The 20880-nt window shown below is 63.6% G+C and carries 17 protein-coding genes and 2 pseudogenes; 14 read left to right on the top strand and 5 right to left on the bottom strand.

The window, feature by feature from the left end:
• The 4 genes and pseudogenes from M3I56_RS21245 to M3I56_RS41685 all read left to right on the top strand — a co-directional run.
• Positions 1-331: pseudogene (locus tag M3I56_RS21245) on the top strand (transposase); the annotation flags it as partial.
• A 524-nt stretch (positions 332-855) separates the two neighbouring features.
• Positions 856-1533, top strand: coding sequence for a lasso peptide biosynthesis B2 protein (locus tag M3I56_RS21240; RefSeq protein ID WP_254355681.1), 678 nt, complete (start codon positions 856-858; stop codon positions 1531-1533).
• Between the two features lie 102 nt (positions 1534-1635).
• Positions 1636-3330, top strand: coding sequence for an asparagine synthase-related protein (locus M3I56_RS21235; protein ID WP_254355680.1), 1695 nt, complete (start codon positions 1636-1638; stop codon positions 3328-3330).
• A gap of 14 nt (positions 3331-3344) precedes the next feature.
• A complete protein-coding gene (locus M3I56_RS41685) occupies positions 3345-3518 on the top strand; it encodes an antitoxin (protein ID WP_375541766.1) in 174 nt (57 codons plus the stop codon).
• Positions 3519-3578: 60 nt separating this feature from the next.
• Here M3I56_RS41685 and M3I56_RS21230 read toward each other — a convergent pair.
• Together M3I56_RS21230 and M3I56_RS21225 are read right to left on the bottom strand one after the other, a co-directional pair.
• Positions 3579-4710 (bottom strand): annotated as a pseudogene (locus M3I56_RS21230) (IS3 family transposase).
• A gap of 22 nt (positions 4711-4732) precedes the next feature.
• A complete protein-coding gene (locus M3I56_RS21225; protein WP_254355679.1) occupies positions 4733-6484 on the bottom strand; it encodes an MFS transporter in 1752 nt (583 codons plus the stop codon).
• Between the two features lie 142 nt (positions 6485-6626).
• Between M3I56_RS21225 and M3I56_RS21220 the strand changes: the two genes are divergently transcribed.
• Entirely contained in the window at positions 6627-7361 is a 735-nt protein-coding gene (locus tag M3I56_RS21220; RefSeq protein WP_254355678.1) for a helix-turn-helix transcriptional regulator, read from the top strand.
• A 14-nt stretch (positions 7362-7375) separates the two neighbouring features.
• Here the strand turns inward: M3I56_RS21220 and M3I56_RS21215 are convergent, their stop codons facing one another.
• Together M3I56_RS21215 and M3I56_RS21210 are read right to left on the bottom strand one after the other, a co-directional pair.
• Positions 7376-8587, bottom strand: a complete 1212-nt coding sequence (locus M3I56_RS21215) for a M20 aminoacylase family protein (protein ID WP_254355677.1) — start codon at positions 8585-8587, stop codon at positions 7376-7378.
• A 58-nt stretch (positions 8588-8645) separates the two neighbouring features.
• Positions 8646-9941 carry an MFS transporter gene (locus M3I56_RS21210; RefSeq protein ID WP_254355676.1) on the bottom strand — a complete coding sequence of 432 codons (1296 nt, stop codon included), beginning with the start codon at positions 9939-9941 and terminating at the stop codon, positions 8646-8648.
• Positions 9942-10377: 436 nt separating this feature from the next.
• Here M3I56_RS21210 and M3I56_RS21205 point away from each other — a divergent pair, with 436 nt between their 5' ends.
• The 7 genes from M3I56_RS21205 to M3I56_RS21175 all read left to right on the top strand — a co-directional run bounded on the left by M3I56_RS21205 (position 10378) and on the right by M3I56_RS21175 (position 17074).
• On the top strand, positions 10378-11229 hold the full coding sequence (locus tag M3I56_RS21205; RefSeq protein ID WP_254355675.1) for a transporter substrate-binding domain-containing protein: 852 nt from the start codon (positions 10378-10380) through the stop codon (positions 11227-11229).
• A 71-nt stretch (positions 11230-11300) separates the two neighbouring features.
• A complete protein-coding gene (locus M3I56_RS21200; protein ID WP_254355674.1) occupies positions 11301-12032 on the top strand; it encodes an ABC transporter permease in 732 nt (243 codons plus the stop codon).
• A gap of 17 nt (positions 12033-12049) precedes the next feature.
• On the top strand, positions 12050-12796 hold the full coding sequence (locus tag M3I56_RS21195) for an ABC transporter permease (RefSeq protein WP_254355673.1): 747 nt from the start codon (positions 12050-12052) through the stop codon (positions 12794-12796).
• A 25-nt stretch (positions 12797-12821) separates the two neighbouring features.
• Positions 12822-13613: an ABC transporter ATP-binding protein gene (locus M3I56_RS21190; RefSeq protein WP_028206340.1), complete on the top strand. Its 792-nt coding sequence runs from the start codon at positions 12822-12824 to the stop codon at positions 13611-13613.
• A gap of 25 nt (positions 13614-13638) precedes the next feature.
• The gene (hutH, locus tag M3I56_RS21185; RefSeq protein WP_254355672.1) at positions 13639-15252 is read left to right on the top strand and encodes a histidine ammonia-lyase; all 1614 of its coding nucleotides are present in this window, start codon (positions 13639-13641) and stop codon (positions 15250-15252) included.
• A 13-nt stretch (positions 15253-15265) separates the two neighbouring features.
• A complete protein-coding gene (gene hutC / locus M3I56_RS21180) occupies positions 15266-16015 on the top strand; it encodes a histidine utilization repressor (protein ID WP_254355671.1) in 750 nt (249 codons plus the stop codon).
• 84 nt (positions 16016-16099) lie between these two features.
• A complete protein-coding gene (locus M3I56_RS21175; protein ID WP_254355670.1) occupies positions 16100-17074 on the top strand; it encodes a LysR substrate-binding domain-containing protein in 975 nt (324 codons plus the stop codon).
• Between the two features lie 31 nt (positions 17075-17105).
• Here the strand turns inward: M3I56_RS21175 and M3I56_RS21170 are convergent, their stop codons facing one another.
• Positions 17106-18233 carry a 4-hydroxyphenylpyruvate dioxygenase family protein gene (locus M3I56_RS21170; RefSeq protein ID WP_254355669.1) on the bottom strand — a complete coding sequence of 376 codons (1128 nt, stop codon included), beginning with the start codon at positions 18231-18233 and terminating at the stop codon, positions 17106-17108.
• Positions 18234-18538: 305 nt separating this feature from the next.
• Between M3I56_RS21170 and shiA the strand changes: the two genes are divergently transcribed.
• Both shiA and M3I56_RS21160 read left to right on the top strand, forming a co-directional pair.
• On the top strand, positions 18539-19852 hold the full coding sequence (gene shiA, locus M3I56_RS21165) for a shikimate transporter (protein ID WP_254355668.1): 1314 nt from the start codon (positions 18539-18541) through the stop codon (positions 19850-19852).
• Between the two features lie 97 nt (positions 19853-19949).
• Positions 19950-20720 (top strand): IclR family transcriptional regulator C-terminal domain-containing protein, encoded by a 771-nt coding sequence (locus M3I56_RS21160; protein ID WP_254355667.1) that lies wholly within the window; start codon positions 19950-19952, stop codon positions 20718-20720.
• Positions 20721-20880 lie beyond the last annotated feature (160 nt).

Genomic DNA, 20880 nt, shown 5'->3' with positions numbered 1-20880 from the left:
CGGAGCCGCTCAAATACTTTCTCACTACGGCCCCCGAAGAGGCGACCCTCGAGCAGCTCGTGTTCGTGACCAAAATGCGCTGGCGCATCGAGCGCGACTATCAGGACCTGAAGCAGGAGTTCGGGCTCGGTCATTATGAAGGACGAGGCTGGCGTGGCTTTCACCATCACGCCACACTGAGTATCGCTGCGTATGGGTTTCTGATGGCTCAACGACTCAGAATGCAATCAGGTGGACATGGTAAAAAAACTTCCTTGAACGCGTGCTGCCTGCCCTTCCCTCGGATTACATCCCCCGGGGCAGTCCAGCGCGCTCAGCGCCACGTTCCTGATTCCATTACTACATTGCGCATCCTGCTTGGACAAGGGCTCATGCAACGATGGCTTTCTTGCTGTACGACAGTAGATCGCGCAGTTACTTATATGACACAGTAGCACTAGCTAGAGGCGCACACCAGATACCCTTGCTCAATACGAGCACATTATATGCCGTCTATAAATTGGGGGGTGTCTATTAATACGTGACCACTGTTCGGGGCGGTTTACTTTTCCGTGACAACAATTATGGGGTGCTAAAAATATATTGCAAATCGCCGACATATATGATCATAATTAAAGCGCGTTGATCAGCGCAGACTCACTTTTCTGGAAATCAAGCTTAAGGAGGATGACGTGCGTCTTTTTTTTAGGAAGATTTTTGGTTATAGACAGTCGAACACATTGAGGCTCGATATGGTCTCAACAACGCACGGGACCCCGGGTTATTCCGTTCCCGATGGTCGCGTGATTTCGCCGTACGGTTAATCTTTTCAAGCGCACGTCGGGGCGCCTCCGGCGGCCGACGTGCAACCAAGTCATGAAGATATCGGATAATTGCTACGTTGCGGTCTTCGACAAGATCGTGATCGCCCTCGACATCAGGCGAACAAAATATTTCCTGTATGACGGGAAATTTTCAGCCTTGATATCATCCATATTCATAGATGGAGAATCACAAGAAAATGACCAACTCATCGATCAGCTGGTTTTCGATGAAGTCATTTCTCTATCAGGTAGAACTGGTAAAAATTCCAATGTATCCGATTTCCGTGGTATCCGGTTTTGTCGATTTGATGCCGGGCGTTGGTCGAGCCGAAATTTATCTTGTTCGCCGGGCGAGAAGTTGAGTGTACAGGCACTCATACGTCTGGCCGCAAGCGCGTTCTTGTTACGACTTTCTGGAGCAAACTGCATTCGTCGGCTACGGCCCATAGCGATGCCGTGTACAACAGGTATCGCGCAAGCAATCTCATCACGAACGGCCGATCGCTACCATAAGGCAGCACTCTGGTGCCCTCTAAAAATTACCTGTATCCAGATGTCTCTGGCAATCGCGCGGGATCTGCGCAAACACGGGTGTCCAGCGCAAATCGTAATCGGAGTGCGTCCTCATCCGTTCGTGGCACATGCCTGGGTTGAAGTCGGCGGCCATATTTATGGAGATGAACAAGATCTCAATTCTTGTTATGCAGTCATCTATAAATCACCGATTTGATATAGCAGTCATCTGCAACTCGTCAGAGTTCCAAAGACATGCAAGAAAATTCGACAAATTTCCAATATGAGAGAGCATATTGATGAACGTCATGAGTCTTTCATGAATTGGCGATTGAAAGACGGGACATGGTCAACATTCGATGCGTCGCTTCGAAATATTTTCCCAAGCTTGTCATCGTCGAATGGTCGACTACGAATCGAGATCTACGATTTAGCCGAAGCCGGAAGCGCCTATCTCCGGGCATCGCCGTCGGTTATTGAGGAGGCGCTCCGCCTTTCAGTCAAGTGGACAGACGTGACAGCCATTGCGGTGGATTTTCTTTGGGGTGCTTACGTTGTTATCGTTGTTGACAACGAGACGCACATCCGACATTTTTTTTCTGACCCCCTTCATAGTGCTCGGCTGCACTACTGCGTTGAACCGGACGGAGAAGTTGCGATCGACCTTGATCTTTCCAAACTGGTTCGCCGAAACGGCGTTAGGTGGAATGTAGACTTCCTTGAACACTACGCACGCACGCAGTTTTGCATGACCGGGCGAACGGCTTTTACCGGGATCGACGTAGTGCCGGCAGGCGCAGCACTTTCGGTCAGTCGCGACGGTGATGTGGCGACGTCTGATGTATGGACGCCGAAGATTTCCCATGGTATCGATTCGCAGATGCACTGCGAAGAAGCGATCGAAACTGTCTTCTCAAATTTGACGAGTCGACACTCCTCCATCTGTGTCGCTCTCTCTGGCGGCGTCGACTCTTCCGCCGCCGCGATATTTCTGCGCCGGGCGCTCGGTGATAGCTCGCCATTTCCAGCGGTCAACTACTATTCAACAGCCTCGCCAGAATCGTATGAGGTCGACCTCGCGAAACAAGTTGCTGATTCGATAGGAGCCGATCTGATTTGCATCGATATAGAAAAACACTTGCCGTTCTCTGACCTGCGGCCAACAACAGCGCCGTTTAATCCTAGTCAGGATATGCTCTTCCTGAGCCTGGAAAAGGAGCTAACCACTATCCTTCCGCAGGGCACTGTCCTCATGGAAGGGCAGGCCGGTGATATGCTGTTCAATGCTATACCGACCGCCGCCTCGGTCGTCGACGCATTTGAGGATGTCGGGGTAGGTTTTGGTCTGGAGATAGCGCATCGACTGGCTGTTCTCCGCAATGATTCGGTATTCGGAATACTGCGTTCGGCAGCGAAGGTGGCGTGTTCGCGATCATTCTTCGGTAAATGGAGGCGACGGCCGGACTTTGGACGTCTCTTTCATGACCACCGCAAGCGATCGGCGGGGGAATCCTGGAATAACCGCACGGGGTACAATCGGGAACTGTTAGGCACTACAAGTGCCGAATTGGTCAAATCTATAAAACAGTTCGTTTCGATAATGCCCTCGGCGTCTGAACGCCCCCAGATCCGCAGACTGAACCCCTTCCTTTCCTACCCGATTGTTGAGGCAGCGATGTCGATCAAGAGTTATAACAGTTTTTCGCGAAGGAACGATCGTATCTCGTTGAGGCAAGCAGCATATTCCATTCGACAGCTGGAAGTTTTGTGGCGACGGACGAAGGGGACCTTTGACCTGTGTTTCCTGAAAGGTGTGTCCGAAAATCAGGCAGCATTGGAGGCCTTGATTATGAATGGTGTTCTGATGTCATCGGGGTGTTTGAAAGAAGACAGCGTTGTAAAAGCATTTAAAGAGGTCAAGGTCGGCCAAAGCGACGCTGCGATCCCTCTAGCCCTTGTCGGTTGCGCCGAAACGTTTTGTGCTGCATGGGCCTCATCCGATCCTTGTCGCTAGTTCAGAGGGCCTGAATAATTCGAGGCGTCGAACGTGCCGAGGCGTATGAGTATTGGTTACGCGCCCGGGTCACAGCCGCACGGGACGGCCCGCGTCCCGGGATCCCGCACGGCCACATGATGGTGGAGGCGCGGGCCATTATTGCTAACGCGAAAGCGCGACAGTGTCGTCGCAGCAAGCCCGCCTAAGAGGTGGCCTCAATCGTTCGGACAGTCTTCTGAGATTTTTAAGTGGAACGTCCGGGGCAGTCATGCTGCCAATTTGATCGCAGGCAGCGTCGCGAAGTATGCCTCATCCGGCGTCTGATCGGACACACTCGAATGGGGCCGCTTGTGGTTATAAAGGTTCAGGTAATCGCCAATAGAACGGCGGGCATGGCTGACCGATTCATAGGCTTTCAGATCCCTCTTCATATTTCACACTTCGCCACACGCGCTCGACGAACACGTTGTCTCGCCAGGCACCTTTGCCGTCCATGGACAAGCGGATGCCTCGGCTGAGCACGGCCTCGGTGAACGCTGTTGCGGTGAACTGGCGGCCCTGGTCGGTATTGACGATTTCAGGTTGCCCGTATTTCGCGAACGCGTCTTCCAACGCCTCGACAGCGTGCATCGCCTCCATCGTGATCGCTACGCGGTGGGCCAGTACCTTCCGGCTGGCCCAGTCCACCACGGCGGTCAGATACACGAAGCCGCGCGCCATCGGGATATAACTCGTATCCAGTGCCCAGACCTGGTTTGCCCGATTGATCGTCATGCCCCGCAGCAGATACGGCCAGATCTTGTGCTGCAAATTGCGTCGGCTGGTGTTCGGCTTGCAGTACAGCGCCTGGATACCCATGCGCTTCATCAGCGTGCGCGCGCCGACGGCCAATCTCGTGTCCCTGGCGACGCAGCAGTCGCGCCAGCTTCCGCGCTCCGGCAAACGGAAACTCCATGTGCAGTTCGTCGATCCGGCGCATTAGCGCCTGGTCCGCTTCGCTCACCGGTTGCGCCCGGTAATACACGCTCGATCTCGCGATACCGACGAGTCGTGCCTGCTGCGAGACAGGCAATGCGTGCGTACGATCGATCATCGCTTTGCGCTCAGCAACCCCGCTTTGTTGAGCGCGCCGCTTAAAAAATCGTTCTCCAGCGTGAGCTGGCCGATCTTCGCATGTAGCTCCTTCAAATCGACCAGCGGCTCGCTCGACGCCGTGCCGCCTGCGCCGAACACGTCGGCAGCACGCTCCTGCAACTGCCGCTTCCATTCCGTGATCTGGTTCGGGTGCACATCGAACTACTGCGCCAATTCGGCCAACGTCCGCTCGCCCTTGACCGCCGCCATCGCCACTTTCGCTTTGAACGCAGCTGAGTGCGTCCGTCGGGTTCTCTTCGTCATCTTCCTGGTTCCTTTGTCGGCATTATCGCCGGCTCAGGCCCCGAGCGTTCCACTTTTCCGACTGTCCGAATTTGCGCGGCCACCTCTCTTCGGTATCGGGCGGCGTCAGACCATCGAAATATGGAAGATCGCCAAGATTCATGCGGACGGGCACGACGAGGACGCTCGTCGGCGAAGTTTCCGTGGGTGATGGTTTCCTCTGCTTCGTTGTCATGTCGCGTGTTGCCTCATTTTCCTTTGTATTGCCCAACACCATCGCCACCGGGCCGAGACAGTAACACTCTCGCCAATCATCGGCACGTGCGGTTAGCATATAAATGCTGAAGATGTGGTTAGCGCACGGCTTCCCGGCACTCGTCTTCTTCGCGTCGTGCGACGGGGCGGCGTGCGCAGCGTGGCGGGACCACGCACGCCACCACACCCACGCCGCGCCTGCCGAGAGCACGGCGGCGATCAGCAGATTCACGCGCATACCCGCACCGATCGACGCGCGCCCCGCGATCATGGCGCCCGCCACGGCCACGCCGAGCGCCGCGCCGGTCTGCCGGGCGGCGTTGAGCACGCCGGCGGCAATGCCCGCGCGGCCCTGATCGACCGTCGCCATGAGCGCCGCCGTGGCCGCAGGCGTGATGAGACTCGCGGCAAAACCGATGGCCGGCAGCGGCAAGGCGAGCAAGTCGTATCGCGCCGTCGCGCCGCAAACCGCCGCGCCGAGATAGCCGGCCGTCGCGAGCAGGCAGGCGAGCGCGACGAGCGCGCGCGGGCCGAGCCACGCCACCGCGCGCCGCGAAAGCAGACTGCCGATCGGCACCACCACGGTGAGCGGCAGGAAAGCGAGACCCGCGCGCAACGGCGCGTAGCCGCGCTCCTGCTGGAGATACAGGCTGAGTCCGAATAGCAGACCGTAGAACGTGAACGCCGAAATCATCGAGACCAGCACGGCCGCGCTGAACACGCTCTCGCGGAAGAAGCCGAGTGGGAGCATTGGTTGCGCGCGGTGCTTTTCGAGCGCGACGAAGGCGATCGCCGCCCCACCCGCCAGCACGAGACCGCCCGCGACGAGCGGCGCATGCCAGCCGTGCGCAGGCGCCTCGATGATGGCGGCATTGAGCAGCGCCAGCGCCGCGATGGCCGCCGCCTGGCCCGCGAGGTCGAGCCGGCGTGGCGCGCCTCTTCGCGCCTGCGGCGCCACGCGCGCGGCCATGACGATGCCGGCGAGGCACACCGGCACGTTGAGCAGAAAGATGCTGCGCCAGCCGACGAGCCCGATCAGTACGCCGCCCAGCAACGGGCCCGCCGCCATCGCGACGCCGCCCAGCCCGGCCCAGACGCCGAAGGCGGCGGCGCGCTCGCGCGCGTTGGCGCATGCGCCGTTGATGAGCGCCATCGACGCGGGCACGAGCAGTGCCGCGCCCATGCCCTGCAGCACGCGTCCGAGCGTGAGCAGCGCGAGGCTCGGCGCGGCGCCGCACAACGCCGAGGCCGCCGTGAAGACCGCGAGCCCGGCCATATAGACCGGGCGCGCGCCGAGCCGGTCGCCGAGCGTGCCGCCCGACAGCAGCAGGCTCGCGAACGTGAGCGTATAGGCGTTCACCACCCATTGCAGGCCGGCCACGCCGCCCGCAAGACTCGCACCGATGCGCTCCAGCGCGACATTGACGATCGAGGTGTCGAGGATCACCACGACATAACTGAGGCTCGTGGCCCAGAGCACCCGGCGTTGCTGTTCGCGGCTGTGCGTCTCGTGCGTCTCGTGCGTCTCGTGTATCTGCATGGGCTCCCCCTCTGCGCCGGCGCGCGTTGGGCGCCGGTCACGAGCCCAGTATCGGGCGCACGGCAGTGCCGATGCTTCGATGCGTGTCGAAACATGCGACCCGGCTCGCGCGCTACGCTATGCGTATGTCCTGGAGAAACGCATGAATGGCATCAACACGCACCCGAGAGTGTCCGCCACGGCGTTCCTGATCGCCGACCCTGCGCGCGCCGCGATGCTGATGGCGCTCGCCGATGGCCGCGCGCTGCCCGCCGGTGAACTGGCTTACGCGGCCGGCGTCACCGCGCAAACCGCGAGCAGCCATCTGGCGAAGCTGCTGGACGGCGGGCTGCTCGCCGTGGAAAAGGAAGGCCGCCACCGCTACTACCGGCTCGCGGACGCCCAGGTCGCCACCTTGCTCGAAAGCCTCGCGACGGTCGGCGCGCGTGCGCCGGTGCGCCGCAAGCCCCCTGGCCGCGAAGCGCGGAACCTGCGCTTCGCGCGCTGCTGTTACGACCATCTCGCGGGCCAGGTCGGCGTGGCGATTACGGAGCGCCTCACGGATGCGGGGCTCATCACGGCGCAAGCTGACAAACGCTTCGCGGTGACGCCCGCGGGCGAAACATGGTTCGGCGAACTCGGGCTCGACGTCGCCGCGCTCAAGCCGGGGCGTCACGGCATTGCGCGCCAATGCCTCGACTGGACCGAGCGCCAGCATCATCTGGCCGGACCGCTCGGCGTGGCCTTTCTCACGCTGCTGTGCGAACGCGGCTGGATGCGGCGCACGCGCGCGTCGCGCGCAGTGCAGGTCACGCCGCGCGGCTGGATCGATCTGCGCGAGCGGCTGGGCCTGACGCCCGAACTGCTAGCCGCCCGAGCAGACGATTCGAATGACTAACGAATTGCACTTCGTCACGCGACGAGAAACCGCTGCGCGAGCCGCACCCAGCACGCCGCGCCGAGCGGCAGCACCTGGTCGTTGAAGTCGTAGCCGGGGTTGTGCACCATGCAGCCGCCGAACTCCCCTTCTCCGTTGCCGAGCAGCAGGTAGCAACCGGGCACCGCATTGAGCATCCAGGCGAAGTCCTCGCTGCCGTTCAAGCCCTTGGGCGCCTGCATGACCACGTTGTCCTCGCCCACCAGCTCCGCGCAGACCTGCTGCGCGAGCGTGGTTTCTTCCGGCGTGTTGACCATCGGCGGCGTGAGCTGCCGGTAGTCGATCAGCGCCTCCACGCCGTGTGCCTGGGCGGTGAGCGCCACGATCTCACGTACGCGCGCTTCCACGAGCGCGCGCGTTTCGGCGCGCGCCGCACGGATGTTCAGCCCGAGCGTGACCGTCTCCGGGATGACGTTGTGGGTCGCGCCGCCGCGAATGTAGCCCACGGACACCACCGCGGATTCGTCGGGCGCCACGTTGCGCGCGACGATGGTTTGCAGCGCCGTCACGAGCGCCGCCGCGGCCACGATGGGGTCCTTCACGCGGTGCGGCATCGCGCCGTGGCCGCCCACGCCCTTGAGCGTCACGTCGGCCACATCCGATGAAAGGCTCACCGACCCCGGCAGCACGCGAAACGTCCCGGCCGGCACGCCCGGCATGTTGTGCAGCGCGTAGAGCGCATCGCAGGGAAAGCGCTCGAACAGACCGTCTTCGATCATCGCCTTCGCGCCACACAGGTTCTCTTCGTCGGGCTGGAAGATCAGGTTGAGCGTACCGTCGAAATCGCGCCGCTCCGCCAGCGTTTTCGCGGCGGCGAGCAGGATGGCCGTGTGGCCGTCGTGGCCGCACGCGTGCATCTTGCCGGGCGTCTGGCTCGCGTACGGCAGACCCGTGTTCTCGACGATCGGCAGCGCGTCCATGTCGGCGCGAATGCCCAGGCGCCGCTCGCCGTCGCCCACCTTGAGCTGCCCCACCACGCCGCTCTTGCCGATGCCCGTATGCACCTCGTAGCCCCACTTCTCCAGCAGCATGGCGACGAGCTTCGCCGTAGCGCCCACTTCGAAGCCTAGTTCGGGCTGCGAATGAATCTGGCGGCGAATGTCGATGAAGGTCCCGGCGTCGATCTCGATCTCGGGCAGCAAAGTGGGCAGCAACTGGAACGGCGTGAGCGACGGTTCACGTTTCATGAGGATTCCGTTAATCGTGTGAAGGATCGAAAGGCGAAAAGCTGCGCGCAACGCATCGTCAGCCGACGCGCCGCTCGCGAATCGCGCCGACGGCGCACAGCGAGATGAGCCCGCAAACGACGAGATAGACCGCAGGCGAAAGTGGATTGCCGGTCTTCGCGAGCAGCCACGTGACGATGAACTGCGAACTGCCGCCGAACACTGTCACGCCCACGCTATAGATGACCGAGAGACCGCTTGCGCGCACGCCGGCGGGAAGCATTTCCATGAGCATCAGCAGCATGGGGGTGGAGCCGAGATTCGCCGCGGCCGTGATCATGACCGAGAGCGCGAGCACGAGCGGCACGCCCGGCATGCGCGTCATCAGCCAGAACGCGGGCACGATGGCCACGATGTTGAAGAGCAGCGCACCGAGTACGAGCCGCTTGCGGCGCGCGAGGCGGTCCGCGAGACGCCCCGAGACGAGCGATGCGACGAGCATCGTGAAGCCCGTGGCGCAGCCCGAAAGCAGCGAGAGCGACGGCGGCATCTTGAGCACGCGAATCATGTAGGTCGGCATGAAGAACACCACGAGATACATTCCCACGGTGCCCGCTGTGATCGAGAGAATGCCGAGACCCACTTTCGCGCCGTGCTCACGCATGAGCGTGGCGAGCGGGCTGGGCGCGTCGGCCTCGGCCTCGTGCGTTTCGTCGAGTTTCGAGCGGATATAGAGGCCCACCGGCGCGATCAGCAGGCCCCCCAGGAACGGCAGACGCCAGCCCCAGCTCTCAAGCGCCTGCGGCGAGAGCGTGGCGTAGAGCACCGCGCCCGTGAGCGCGCCGATGAGCGCCGAGATGCCCTGGCTGCCCAACTGCCAGCTCACGCGAAAGCCGCGCTGCCCCACTTCGCCGGACTCCATCAGCATGGCCGTGGACGCGCCGATTTCGCCGCCGAGCGAGAAGCCCTGCAGGAGCCGCCCCGCGAGAATCACGAGCGAGCCCAGCACGCCGGCCTGCGCATAGGTCGGCGCGAGCGAGATGCACAGGGTGCCCGCCACCATCAGCGCGATAGTCAGCGTCATGGCGGCCTTGCGCCCGCGCCGGTCGGCATAGCTGCCGATCACGAGGCCGCCCAGCGGCCGCATCACGAAACCGATGCCGAACGTCGCCACGGCTAGCAGCAGCGAGCCGTAAGTGCTGTCCGAGGGGAAAAAGAGCCGGCCGATCAGCAGCGCGAAAAAGCTGTAGACCGTGAAGTCGTACATTTCGAGCGCATTGCCGATCGAACACGCGGCGATCAGGCGCAACTGGCTCTGGCGAGTGGCCGCCGGCAGCGCAAGCGGGGCGGTGGCGCTGAGCGTGGCGTCGTTCATGGCGGATCTCCGCGAGACGTGGAGCGGTGGGAACAGGAAGTGGCCGGTCGATATTCAGGCAGGTCTCACTTTTGAAAGAAGTCACAAATTTTCATCTTGATAACCGGATGGAATCGCAGTAACGCGCAACGGCCATCGAGCGATGGCCGCCATTGCGCGTCTCCTCTCCATTGCGGCTCACAGCCCTCAACATGACTAGACAAATTAATGAGGCACACCAATGACTGCAACAATCCATGCCGCAACCACGTCTCGCCTTGCCACGAACACGGATTCATCGAGAATCCACGCCCGATCACAGGGTTTTCCATGAGCCCGGATTTATGAAATTCTCTTGCGCTCGAATTCTTTTCTCTCCATTCTTGTCTATGCAAGTCGCACGAACGAAACAACGTCCCCACGGGTCCACGGTACCCACCGACAAAGGAGCATGGTCATGCAGGCGAAGTACACCCGGCTGGCAAAAGCGCTGATTGGCGCAGCACTCGGCGTCACGCTGCTTGGAAGCGGCAGTGCCGGCGCGAAGGAATGGAAAAGCGTGACGATCGCGCTCGACGGCAGCTATGCGCCCTGGAACCTGACACTGCCCGGCGGCAAGCTTGGCGGGTTCGAACCCGAACTCGTCGAAAACCTGTGTGCGCGTGCACAAATCCAGTGCAAGCTCGTCGCCCAGGACTGGGACGGCATGATTCCGGGCCTGCAGGCGGGCAAGTTCGATGTCCTGATGGATGCGATCTCGATCACGCCGGATCGCGAGAAAATCATTGCATTCTCGAAGCCCTATGCGGCCACCCCGGCAAGCTTCGCCGTGTCCGACCCGAAGATCCTGCCGAAGGGCGGCCCGAACACGCCGCCTCTGAAGCTCGACGCCGACTCGCGCAGCAACGCGCCCGCCATCGAGTCGATGCGCAAGGCGCTCAAGGGCAAGACGATCGGCATCCAGTCGGGCACGGTGTACACCGGCTTCATCAACGCCAACTTCAAGGACGTCGCGTCAGTGCGCGTGTACAAGACCGCGCCCGAGCGTGATCTCGATCTCACCAACGGCCGCATCGACGCCACGTTCGACGACGTGACCTACTACACCGCCAACGCCGACAAGTCGCCCGTCGTGATTGCCGGCACGATGATTTCCGGTCCGATCTGGGGTCCGGGCGAAGGCCTCGCGTTCCGCAAACAGGACGCCGACCTGAAGGCGAAGTTCGACAGCGCGATCACGGCGGCACTTGCCGACGGCACCGTGAAGAAGCTCGCACTGAAGTGGTTCAAGACCGACGTGACGCCGTAAGCGTCGCATCCTGACTGCGCGCGCCGCGCCTGACGCGCGCCTTCGCTTCCCGACCCGCGTGGATCCATGCCATGTCTCTGTTATCGCTATTCAACACACTTGGCCTCGGGCCGGACGGCTGGGGTAGCGTTCTGCTCCTCGGCGCGTTGATGACCGTTGTGCTCACGCTTGCCGCACTAGCAATCGGCGCCGTGTTCGGTGCGCTCATCGCCGCCGCAAAACTCTCGCGCTTGCGCGTGCTGCGCGTGTTCGGCGACTTCTACACGACCGTCTTTCGCGGTGTGCCCGAATTGCTCGTCATCTATCTGTTCTACTTCGGCGGCTCGTCTCTGGTCACCACCGTCGGTCAGTGGTTCGGCGCCGAAGGATTCGTCGGCGTGCCGCCCTTCGCCGTCGGCGCGTTCGCGGTCGGCATGATTTCGGGCGCTTATCAGGCCGAGGTCTATCGCGCAGCCGTGCTCGCCGTTGCGCGCGGCGAACTCGAAGCCGCTCGCGCGATAGGCATGCCGACGCTCACGCTGTTTCGCCGGATTTTGATCCCGCAGGTGCTGCGCTACGCGCTGCCCGGCATCGGCAACGTCTGGCAACTGAGCCTGAAGGATTCCGCGCTGATTTCGGTCATCGGGCTCGCCGAGTTGCTGCGGGCGAGCCAGATCGCAGCGGGCTCGACGCACCAGTACTTCCTCTTCTTCGTCGTCGGCGGTCTGCTCTATCTCGCCATGACGGGTGTGTCGAACCGTGTCTTCGGTCGCGCCGAAGCGGTCGTCGGCCGCTCGTTCAAGCGCAACTTTGCGCGCAACTGATCGGGGAGCGCACACTCATGAATATCGATTTCGCGTTCTTGTTCGACACGATGCGCCAGCTCATCGGCGCCGTGCCGACAACGCTCGGTCTTTTCTTCGCGTCGCTCGTGCTGGGCGGCTTGCTCTCGCTCGTGATCGTCACGATGCGGGTCTCGCCGCACTGGCTGCCGAACCGTTTTGCGCGCGCCTACATCCTCGTATTTCGCGGCTCGCCGCTGCTGATCCAGATGTTCCTCGTCTATTACGGCCTCGGGCAGTTCGGCGTGATTCGCGAAAGCTTTCTGTGGCCGGTGTTGCGCGAACCCTATGTCTGCGCGGTCCTGTCGCTCGCGCTGTGCACGGCAGGATACACGGCCGAGATCATCCGCGGCGGCCTCATGGCGGTGCCCGTCGGACAAATCGAAGCCGGCTACTCGATCGGCCTTTCCGGCTTCGCCCTGCTGCGCCGCGTGATCGGTCCAATCGCGCTGCGCCAGTGCCTGCCCGCGTATTCGACGGAAGCCGTGCTGCTCGTCAAGTCGACGGCACTGGCAAGCCTCGTCACCGTTTGGGAAGTGACGGGGGTTGCGCAGCAGATCATTCAGCAGACCTATCGCACCACCGAGGTGTTTACGTGCGCCGCGCTGATCTACCTGTTCCTGAACTTCGTGGTCGTGCGCGTGATCGGCTTCGTCGAGCAGCGGCTGTCGCGCCACCTGCGCGCGGCGCCGCCCGCCCCGCGCAAACCCGCCGCGACGCTCGAAGCCACGCGTGCCGCGTCGTGACCCGCCGCCCTACCTGGAGAGATTGATGAATACGTCAGCACCCGTTGCGCTGTCGGTGCGCAACATCCACAAGTCGTTCGGTGACCATCACGTGCTCAAGGGCATTTCGCTCGACGCTCACGAGGGCGACGTCATTTCGATTCTCGGCGCGAGCGGCTCGGGCAAGAGCACGTTCCTGCGCTGCCTGAATCTGCTGGAAACGCCGGACGACGGTTCGGTCGCGCTCGCGGGCGAGGAACTCAAGATGAAGCGCCGCAGCGACGGCAAGCTGCAACCGGGCGACCGCCGTCAGGTCGACCGCGTGCGCTCGCAGCTCGGCATGGTGTTTCAGAACTTCAACCTGTGGTCGCACATGACCGTGCTGGACAACCTGATCGAAGGCCCCATGCGCGTGCTCAAGCGCAGCCGCGCCGAGTCGGTCGAAGAAGCCGAGGCGCTGCTCGCCAAGGTCGGCCTTGCCGACAAGCGCGGCCACTACCCCGCACATCTGTCGGGCGGCCAGCAGCAGCGCGTGGCGATTGCGCGCGCGCTCGCGATGCATCCGAAGGTGATGCTGTTCGACGAGCCGACCTCGGCGCTCGACCCCGAGTTGGTCGGCGAAGTGCTGCGCGTGATGCGCACACTCGCCGACGAAGGCCGCACGATGCTCGTCGTCACGCACGAGATGGGCTTCGCGCGCCACGTTTCGAATCGCGTGATGTTCCTGCACCAGGGCCAGGTGGATTCGGATGGCACGCCAGACGAGGTATTCGGCGAACTGAAATCGGACCGCTTCCGCCAGTTCGTGTCGAGCCACCAGGATCGCAACGCTCACTAAACCCGCACCACGCACACGCACTCCCATGGCCATCACCCGTACCCAGAGTCCGCTCGACTGGCGCGCGATCGCCACCGTCGCCGCAGGCGAGCCGCTGATACTCTGCGCCGATGCGCAGGCAAACATTCGTAGCGCCCGTGTGCTCGTCGAACAGATCGTCGCGCGCGGCATCCGTGCGTATGGCGTGAACACGGGCGTCGGCGCGCTGTGCGACGTGGTCGTCTCGCAAGACGAACAGCACGACCTGTCGCACAACATCCTCATGAGCCACGCAGTGGGCGTGGGCGAGCCGCTAGACGCAGAAGAAACGCGCGCGATCATGGCTGCGGCCATTAACAACTTCGCGCATGGACACTCGGGTGTGCGCCTCGAAGTCGTCGAGCGTCTTGCCGCGCTGCTGGAGGCGAATTGCCTGCCGGAGGTGCCCGCGTTCGGTTCCGTCGGCTATCTGAGCCATATGGCGCATATCGCGCTCGTTTGCGTGGGCGCGGGACATGTGCGCTGGAACGGCGAGCGCGTGAGCGGCGCTCAAGCCCTGCAGCGGCTCGGCTTGCAGCCCCTGTCGCTCGAAGCGAAGGAGGGATTGAGCCTCGTGAACGGCACGCCGTGCGTGACCGGGCTCGCTGCGCTCGCGCTTCACCGCGCGGAGCGCTTGCTCGACTGGGCGGACGTCGTTGCGGCGATGAGCTTCGAGAATCTCGGCGGCCAGATCGCGGCGTTCGACACCCGTTCGCTTGCGTTTCGCGTGTCGCCGGGCCTCGCCCGCGTGGGCGAGCGTCTGCGCGCGGCGCTCGCCGGTAGCTCGCTGCTCGAGGTCTCGCTCGGGCGGCGCACACAGGACCCGCTCAGCGTACGCACGATTCCGCACGTGCACGGCGCCGCGCGAGACACGTTCGCTGCAACGGCCGAAGTCGTGAACCGCGAGCTTGCCTCGGTGACTGACAATCCGATCGTTGCCGGCACGCCGGAGTCGCCCCAGGTGTACTCGCAGGCGCATGCGGTCGGCGCCTCGATCGCGCTCGCCATGGACAGTCTCGCAACCGCGATTGCACAGGTTGCGGCGATGGCCGAGCGCCGTCTCGACCGTTTGGTGAACCCGCTCGTGAGCGGCCTGCCCGCCTTCCTCGCTCACGCATCCGGCACGCGCTCAGGTTTCATGATTGCGCAGTACACGGCCGCGTCGCTCGTCGCGCAGAACCGCCGTGAAGCCGCTCCCGCGAGTCTCGACGGCGGCGTGACATCGGGGCTGCAGGAAGATCACTTGTGCCATGCGACGCCGGCCGCGCTGAAGGCGCTTGTGGTGATCGAGAACAGCAACCGCATTCTCGGCATCGAACTGCTCGCTACGGCGCAAGCCTACGATCTGCAGCCGCTCAACGCGGCGCGCGCGCCCTACACGGATGCGCTTTACGCCAGCGTGCGCGCCACGCTGCCGACCTATCGCGACGACCGCCCGCTCTCCGACGACATGACTTTCGCGTTTCGCCTCGTTGCCGACGGCGCCCCACCGCCGCTTCCCGGCCCGGCATGTGACGGCACCAGGACCGTCTCGCGGGAAACGGAGCTGGACATGCCGCCAGTCGCGCGCAGTACGGCGGCCTCGGCGAGCAGCGCGGTTCCCGGCACTGTCGGCGTCTGAAGCGAGGTCAGGTATGAACGCGCCATCTTCGCTCATCGACAACTCGACGCATGCCGCGACAGCGCAAAAGGTCGCTCCGGCGTACGAGCAGATCAAGCGCTACGTGGTCGATCGAATCACGGACGGGACCTGGAAGCCGGGTGAGGCCATTCCGTCGGAGACCGAGCTCGTCAAGGAATTCGGCGTCGCGCGAATGACCGTATCGCGCGCGCTGCGCGAACTGTCGGCCGAGCACGTGCTCAGACGCGTTCAGGGCGCGGGAACGTTCGTTGCCTCGCGCGACGTCGAATCGACCGTCCTCGAGGTTCGCAACATTGCCGACGAAATCGCCGCGCGGGGTCACCGGCACAGCGCGCGGGTGCTGACGCTGGGGACAAGCTCGAACGATCAGGCGATGGCCGCACTCGAGCTCGGCTGCGGTTCCGTGTTCCATTCGCGTATCGTCCACTACGAGGAAGACGAAGCGATTCTGTACGAGGACCGCTACGTGAACCCCCATGTGTTTCCGGGCTATCTCGAGCAGGACTTCACACGGGAAACACCGAATCACTACATGATGCGGCTCGCGCCGGTTCAACGGGCGGAGTTCCGGATCTACGCGCAAAAACCGGACGCGGACATACGACGCCATCTTTCGATGAATATTGGCGAGCCCTGCCTGCTGATGTGGCGGCGTACGTGGGTCGGCAGCGCCGTTGCGACCGCCGTCGAGCTTTGGCATCCCTCATCACGTTTTCATCTGGTCGGCAAAGTATCGACATAACACCGGGTGCACCGCGCTCAGATCCTCGCCGCGTTTCGCAACGTTTAGAATCACTTCCGATCGGAGAACGTTGGAGCACCACAGATGAAACTGCACCAGTTGCGCGTCCTGCTCGCGCTCGCGCAGCACGGCAGCATGCACGAGGCATCGCGCAGCCTGCATATCTCGCAGCCGGCGCTTTCCAAGGCGGTGGCGGAGCTGGAGCGCGAACTGGGCGTGACGCTCATGTCGCGCTCGGTGCGCGGCGTGAGCCTCACGAATTATGGGCGCGCGCTCGCGAAGCGCGCGAGCGTGGTCGAACAGGAGTTGCGCCACGCGCTGGAAGATATCGAAGGCATGCGCGGCCATGCCGAGGCGCAATTGAACATCGGCTTTTCCGCCGTTGCATCGAGCGGGCCGCTGCCGGAATCGATCGCGGCATTTCGCGCGCGCTTTCCGGGCGTGGCGGTGCACGCCTATGAAATGCGGCCGCAGCAGATACTCGAAGGGTTGCGCGAAGGCCGCCTCGACCTCGCGCTCATCTCGACGAACAGCGGCCCCGGCACGAGCGCGTTTCAGTGGGAGCCGCTTTTTTCGGTGGGCATGGTGCTCGCCACGCGTCCCGGCCATCCGCTTGCCCGCACGACGCGCCTGCGCGATCTGCTCGAGGCCGACTGGCTCACGCTCGACCCGCTGGACGATCCCGGCAGCCCGCTCGCGAGCCTCATGCGCCTGAATCGCCTCGAGATGCCCAGGCGCATCGTGCACAGCGTGTCGAACCTGCTCGGCCTGCAGCTCGCGACCTGCACGGATGTCATCAGCATCTGGTCGGACTTCGTGTTCTACGGCATGAGCGGGCCGCTCGTCCTCAGGCGCGACGCGTTGCACACGCTGCCCATTCGCGACGAGCTGCCGGACTTCCATGTGTTCATGGTGTACCGGTCCACGGACCTGATGACTCAGGTGTGCACCGAGTTCAGCAAGGAGGTGCGCCATCGCTGCCGCACGATGGTCTCGCCGCGCGCCGCCGCGCCCGGCACGGCGCGCACGCGCAAGACAACGGGCGCAGCCGCGAAGTGACGTCTGGAGCGCTGACGTCGGACTGCGCGGTTTAACCGGGTGCCTGGCCCGGCTTTGCGCCCGCCTCGCGCGCCCGCGCGAGCACGTCGAGATTGCCCTCGCCGAAACCGTGGTGGCCGCTGCGCTGCACGACTTCGAAAAAGATCTCGCCCGGAAGGCGTTTGGCAAAGGTCTGGAAAAAGAGCCGCGGCACGCCGTCTTCGCCAATCTCGCCATCGATCAGCACATGACGCTTGCGTAAGGCTTCCAGGTCCACGCCGTGGCCGGGCAAACGCGCATCCACGCTGTCGTAGTACGCGGCCGGCGGTTCGACGAACTCGACGCCGTTGGCCTTGAGCGCATCGACGCTCGCGAGGATGTCGTTGCTCGCGAGCGCGATATGCTGCACGCCTTCGCCGGGGTGCTCGGGCAGATAGTCGTGCAATAGCTGCGTGCGCCGCGTGCCCTCCTCATAAACAGGAATGCGCAGTTCGCCATCGGGCGACACCATCACGCGAGACTCCTCGGACACATGCCAGTTCGCGTTGATCTCGTGGATCTCGCGGAAATGCAGCAGGTCGCGATAGAAGTCGAGCCATTCCGCAATGCGCCCCGCCCCCACCGTTTGCGTAAGGTGATCGACGCGCGTGAGGCCAGTGCCGCCGTGATCGAGATCGGTATGCGCCGTGGCGACGTCGACGGGCCGGAAGTCGATGTCGAAGATCGAAATGTCGCCCACGCCGCCGCGCTGGCCGCCGCGGCCGCGCCAGCGGTCGATGAAATAGAGGTGCGAATCGCCAATGCCCTGGATCGCGGGAATGTGCAGCTCCGCGGGACCGAGGCGCTCGCCCTCGAACGCCCACGCGCCGAGCGAGATGGCGTGCTTGAACGCGCGTTTCGCATTGTCGACGCGCACGCCGATCGCGCAGATGCCCATGCCGTACTCCTGCGCGTAGCGCGCGGCGAACGAATCGGGTTCGGCGTTCAGCAGGAAATTCATTTCGCCCTGGCGGTAGAGCGTGACCGCCTTGCTCACGTGACGCGCGATCGCCTTGAACCCGAATTGTTCGAAACGGCGGCCGAGATCGGCGGGCTCGGGCGCGGCGAACTCGACGAACTCGAGACCGGCCATGCCGAGCGGATTGTCCGCCAGCGGCGGAGGATTACTGGGGCTGGACATGCAATAGGCTCCTGACGCAAGCGCTGAAACGGACACTTCGCCGCCCCGCCGCAAACCTGGAGGGCGCGCAAAGCAGGCCGATTTTAACCAGTTCGTTCATTTAGACGAAGACCGCCGCACGTGGGCGCTCCGCGCGCCATCTCGGTGCAAACCCGCAAAGCGTTCGATAATCGCACGCAGTTGGGCGATAATCGCGCAAAACGGCGCCGCCACGCATTGCCGGAGAGCGCGGGCCGCCCTATGCTGCGTCTCACGTTTCGCGCATGTCGCAGCATGGCACATGCGCAAAAGTCTGGAGACAACTCATGACCCCAAGCCTCGACACCACCGGCTCGCCCGACGCCGCCCCTCTCGCGCCGTCGCGCAGTCAGGCCCGCAAGGCGGCGCTCGGCAGTTTCGTCGGCGCGGTCGTCGACTGGTACGACTTCCTGCTCTACGGCATTGTCGCCGCGCTGGTGTTCAACGTGGCATTCTTCCCGCAGGTCGGCAGGACGATGGGCACGCTCGCCGCGTTCGCGACCTTCGGCGTGGGCTTTCTCTTTCGGCCGCTTGGCGGCGTCGTGTTCGGCCACTTCGGCGACCGGCTCGGCCGCAAGCGCATGCTCGTTCTGACCGTCATGATGATGGGCCTTTCCACAGTGGCAATCGGTCTCTTGCCGACCTATGCGACCATCGGCTGGTGGGCGCCCGTGCTGCTCGTCACGATGCGCGCGCTGCAAGGCTTCGCCGTGGGCGGCGAATGGGGGGGCGCGGCTCTCATGGCCGTGGAAAGCGCGCCGCGCGGCAAAAAGGCGTTCTATAGCAGCGGCGTGCAGGTGGGCTACGGCGTGGGCCTCGTGCTCGCCACCGGCCTCGTCGCGCTTTTGAGCCATTTGCTCGGCGAGGCGGCGTTCCGTTCGTGGGGCTGGCGTCTGCCGTTCCTCTTCAGCGTCGTGCTCGTGCTCGTGGGCCTGTGGGTGCGCTCGAGCATGGACGAGTCGCGCGAGTTCGTCGAGAAGGTCGAGCACGGTCATCGCAAGCTCAAGATGCCGGTGCTGGAAGCGCTCACGCGCCACCCGAAGGCCTTCCTCTACATCATCGCGCTGCGCCTTGCCGAACTCTTCACGATGTATATCGTGACCGCCTTCGCGCTGAGCTATTCGACCAGCAACCTCGGCCTGTCGCGCGATCTCTTTCTCGGCATCGGCCTCTTCGTGGGCGCGCTCTCCTGCGTGACGATCCCCTGCTTCGCCTGGCTCGCCGACCGCCTCGGGCTGCGCCGCATCTATCTGATCGGCGCGTGCATCGGTCTCGTGAGCGCCGTGCCGTTCTTTCTCGCGCTCGAAGCGCGGGCCACGGTCTGGATCGTGATCTTCTCCGTGATGCTCGCGAACATCGCCCATGACATGGTCGTGAGCGTGCAGCAGCCGCTCTTCACCGAACTGTTCGGCGCGGAATACCGCTACAGCGGCGCGGGCGTGGGCTACCAGTTCGCGAGCGTGGTGGGCGGCGGCTTCACACCGTTCATCGCCGTGGCGCTGGTGGGCGTGGGCGGCGGTTCGTGGCACCTCGTCGCCGCATACCTCGCGATTGGCTGCCTGATCTCGCTGATCGTGGCAGCGCGCATGAAGCCCGAGTGAGCAAGCGCATATCGTTCGCGCGCAAGCCGCAGGCGTCCCGCGCCTGCGGCTTTTTCCGTTGTTTGAGCCACCGTGCAGCACAGGGTCTGGCACGCCGATGAAGAAACCGCCACTGGACCGGCGCGACTGGATCGCCGGGCTCGAAAAAGGCCTCGCGATTCTCGAAGCCTTCGACAGCGAGCACGCGCGCATGACCCCCACCCAGGCGGCCGAGCGCACGGGCCTCTCGCGCACCGCCGCGCGCCGCTATCTGCTCACGCTCGAATCGCTGGGCTATGTGTACACGGACGGCCGTCTGTACGGCCTTACGCCGCGTGTGCTGCGCGTGGGCTGGTCCTACTTCGATTCGGCGCGTCTGCCGCGCACCGTGCAGCCCTATCTGCAGCAGCTGAGCGCGACGCTCAACGAATCGGCCTATGTGAGCGTGCTCGACGGTTGGGAGCTCGTCGTGATCGCGCGCAATGGCGTGTCGCGCGTGATGACGACGGGCTTCGTGCTCGGCGCGCGCGTGCCCGCGCCGCTCATCTCGCCGGGCGTGGTGCTGCTCGCGCACGAGGCCGACCAGGACGCGGTTTCGGCGTGGCTCGATACGGTCGAACTGTCGCCCTTCACGCCGCATACCATCACGAGCGGCGCGCGCCTGCGCGAGAAAATCGGGCGCGCGCGTGTGGACGGCTATGCGCTCATCGAGCAGCAGTTGCAGGTGGGCGTGCGCGGCATTGCCGTGCCGCTCAGGAATCGCAACGGCGAGGTGGTCGCCGCGCTCAGCACCAACATGCCGATGGGCGAAGAAAGCCCCGAGGCCGCTCTCCAGCGCGTCCTGCCGCATCTGCAGGAAAGCGCGCTCGCCATGCTCAACGTGCTTTGACGCGGATTGACGTGCTCTGGCGCCAAGGTTGAACAACGGCTCACGAGCGCGTTAGCGCTGCATGATCGCCCGACATGCGCGCGTTGCCCGTCACGGCGAGTCCCGCCGTGGCGAGCGCTTCGCGCGCATTCCCTTTGATCCGGCACTATTGCGCGCCGTT

This window comes from Paraburkholderia sp. CNPSo 3281, from assembly GCF_024206515.1.
Taxonomy (GTDB): domain Bacteria; phylum Pseudomonadota; class Gammaproteobacteria; order Burkholderiales; family Burkholderiaceae; genus Paraburkholderia; species Paraburkholderia nodosa.
Note: the sequence above shows the minus strand (reverse complement) of the source record. Positions and strands in the feature narration are given on the sequence as shown.

Excerpts from the sequence above, each read along its gene's own strand:
- hutH (WP_254355672.1), top strand. The coding sequence starts at position 13,639 with ATGGCCATCACCCGTACCCAGAGTCCGCTCGACTGGCGCGCGATCGCC.
- M3I56_RS21200 (WP_254355674.1), top strand. The coding sequence starts at position 11,301 with ATGTCTCTGTTATCGCTATTCAACACACTTGGCCTCGGGCCGGACGGC.
- M3I56_RS21240 (WP_254355681.1), top strand. The coding sequence starts at position 856 with ATGAAGATATCGGATAATTGCTACGTTGCGGTCTTCGACAAGATCGTG.
- M3I56_RS21225 (WP_254355679.1), bottom strand. The coding sequence starts at position 6,484 with ATGCAGATACACGAGACGCACGAGACGCACGAGACGCACAGCCGCGAA.
- M3I56_RS21235 (WP_254355680.1), top strand. The coding sequence starts at position 1,636 with ATGAATTGGCGATTGAAAGACGGGACATGGTCAACATTCGATGCGTCG.
- M3I56_RS21215 (WP_254355677.1), bottom strand. The coding sequence starts at position 8,587 with ATGAAACGTGAACCGTCGCTCACGCCGTTCCAGTTGCTGCCCACTTTG.
- M3I56_RS21170 (WP_254355669.1), bottom strand. The coding sequence starts at position 18,233 with ATGTCCAGCCCCAGTAATCCTCCGCCGCTGGCGGACAATCCGCTCGGC.
- M3I56_RS21195 (WP_254355673.1), top strand. The coding sequence starts at position 12,050 with ATGAATATCGATTTCGCGTTCTTGTTCGACACGATGCGCCAGCTCATC.
- M3I56_RS21220 (WP_254355678.1), top strand. The coding sequence starts at position 6,627 with ATGAATGGCATCAACACGCACCCGAGAGTGTCCGCCACGGCGTTCCTG.
- M3I56_RS21175 (WP_254355670.1), top strand. The coding sequence starts at position 16,100 with ATGAAACTGCACCAGTTGCGCGTCCTGCTCGCGCTCGCGCAGCACGGC.
- M3I56_RS21205 (WP_254355675.1), top strand. The coding sequence starts at position 10,378 with ATGCAGGCGAAGTACACCCGGCTGGCAAAAGCGCTGATTGGCGCAGCA.
- M3I56_RS21190 (WP_028206340.1), top strand. The coding sequence starts at position 12,822 with ATGAATACGTCAGCACCCGTTGCGCTGTCGGTGCGCAACATCCACAAG.
- M3I56_RS21210 (WP_254355676.1), bottom strand. The coding sequence starts at position 9,941 with ATGAACGACGCCACGCTCAGCGCCACCGCCCCGCTTGCGCTGCCGGCG.
- shiA (WP_254355668.1), top strand. The coding sequence starts at position 18,539 with ATGACCCCAAGCCTCGACACCACCGGCTCGCCCGACGCCGCCCCTCTC.
- M3I56_RS21160 (WP_254355667.1), top strand. The coding sequence starts at position 19,950 with ATGAAGAAACCGCCACTGGACCGGCGCGACTGGATCGCCGGGCTCGAA.
- hutC (WP_254355671.1), top strand. The coding sequence starts at position 15,266 with ATGAACGCGCCATCTTCGCTCATCGACAACTCGACGCATGCCGCGACA.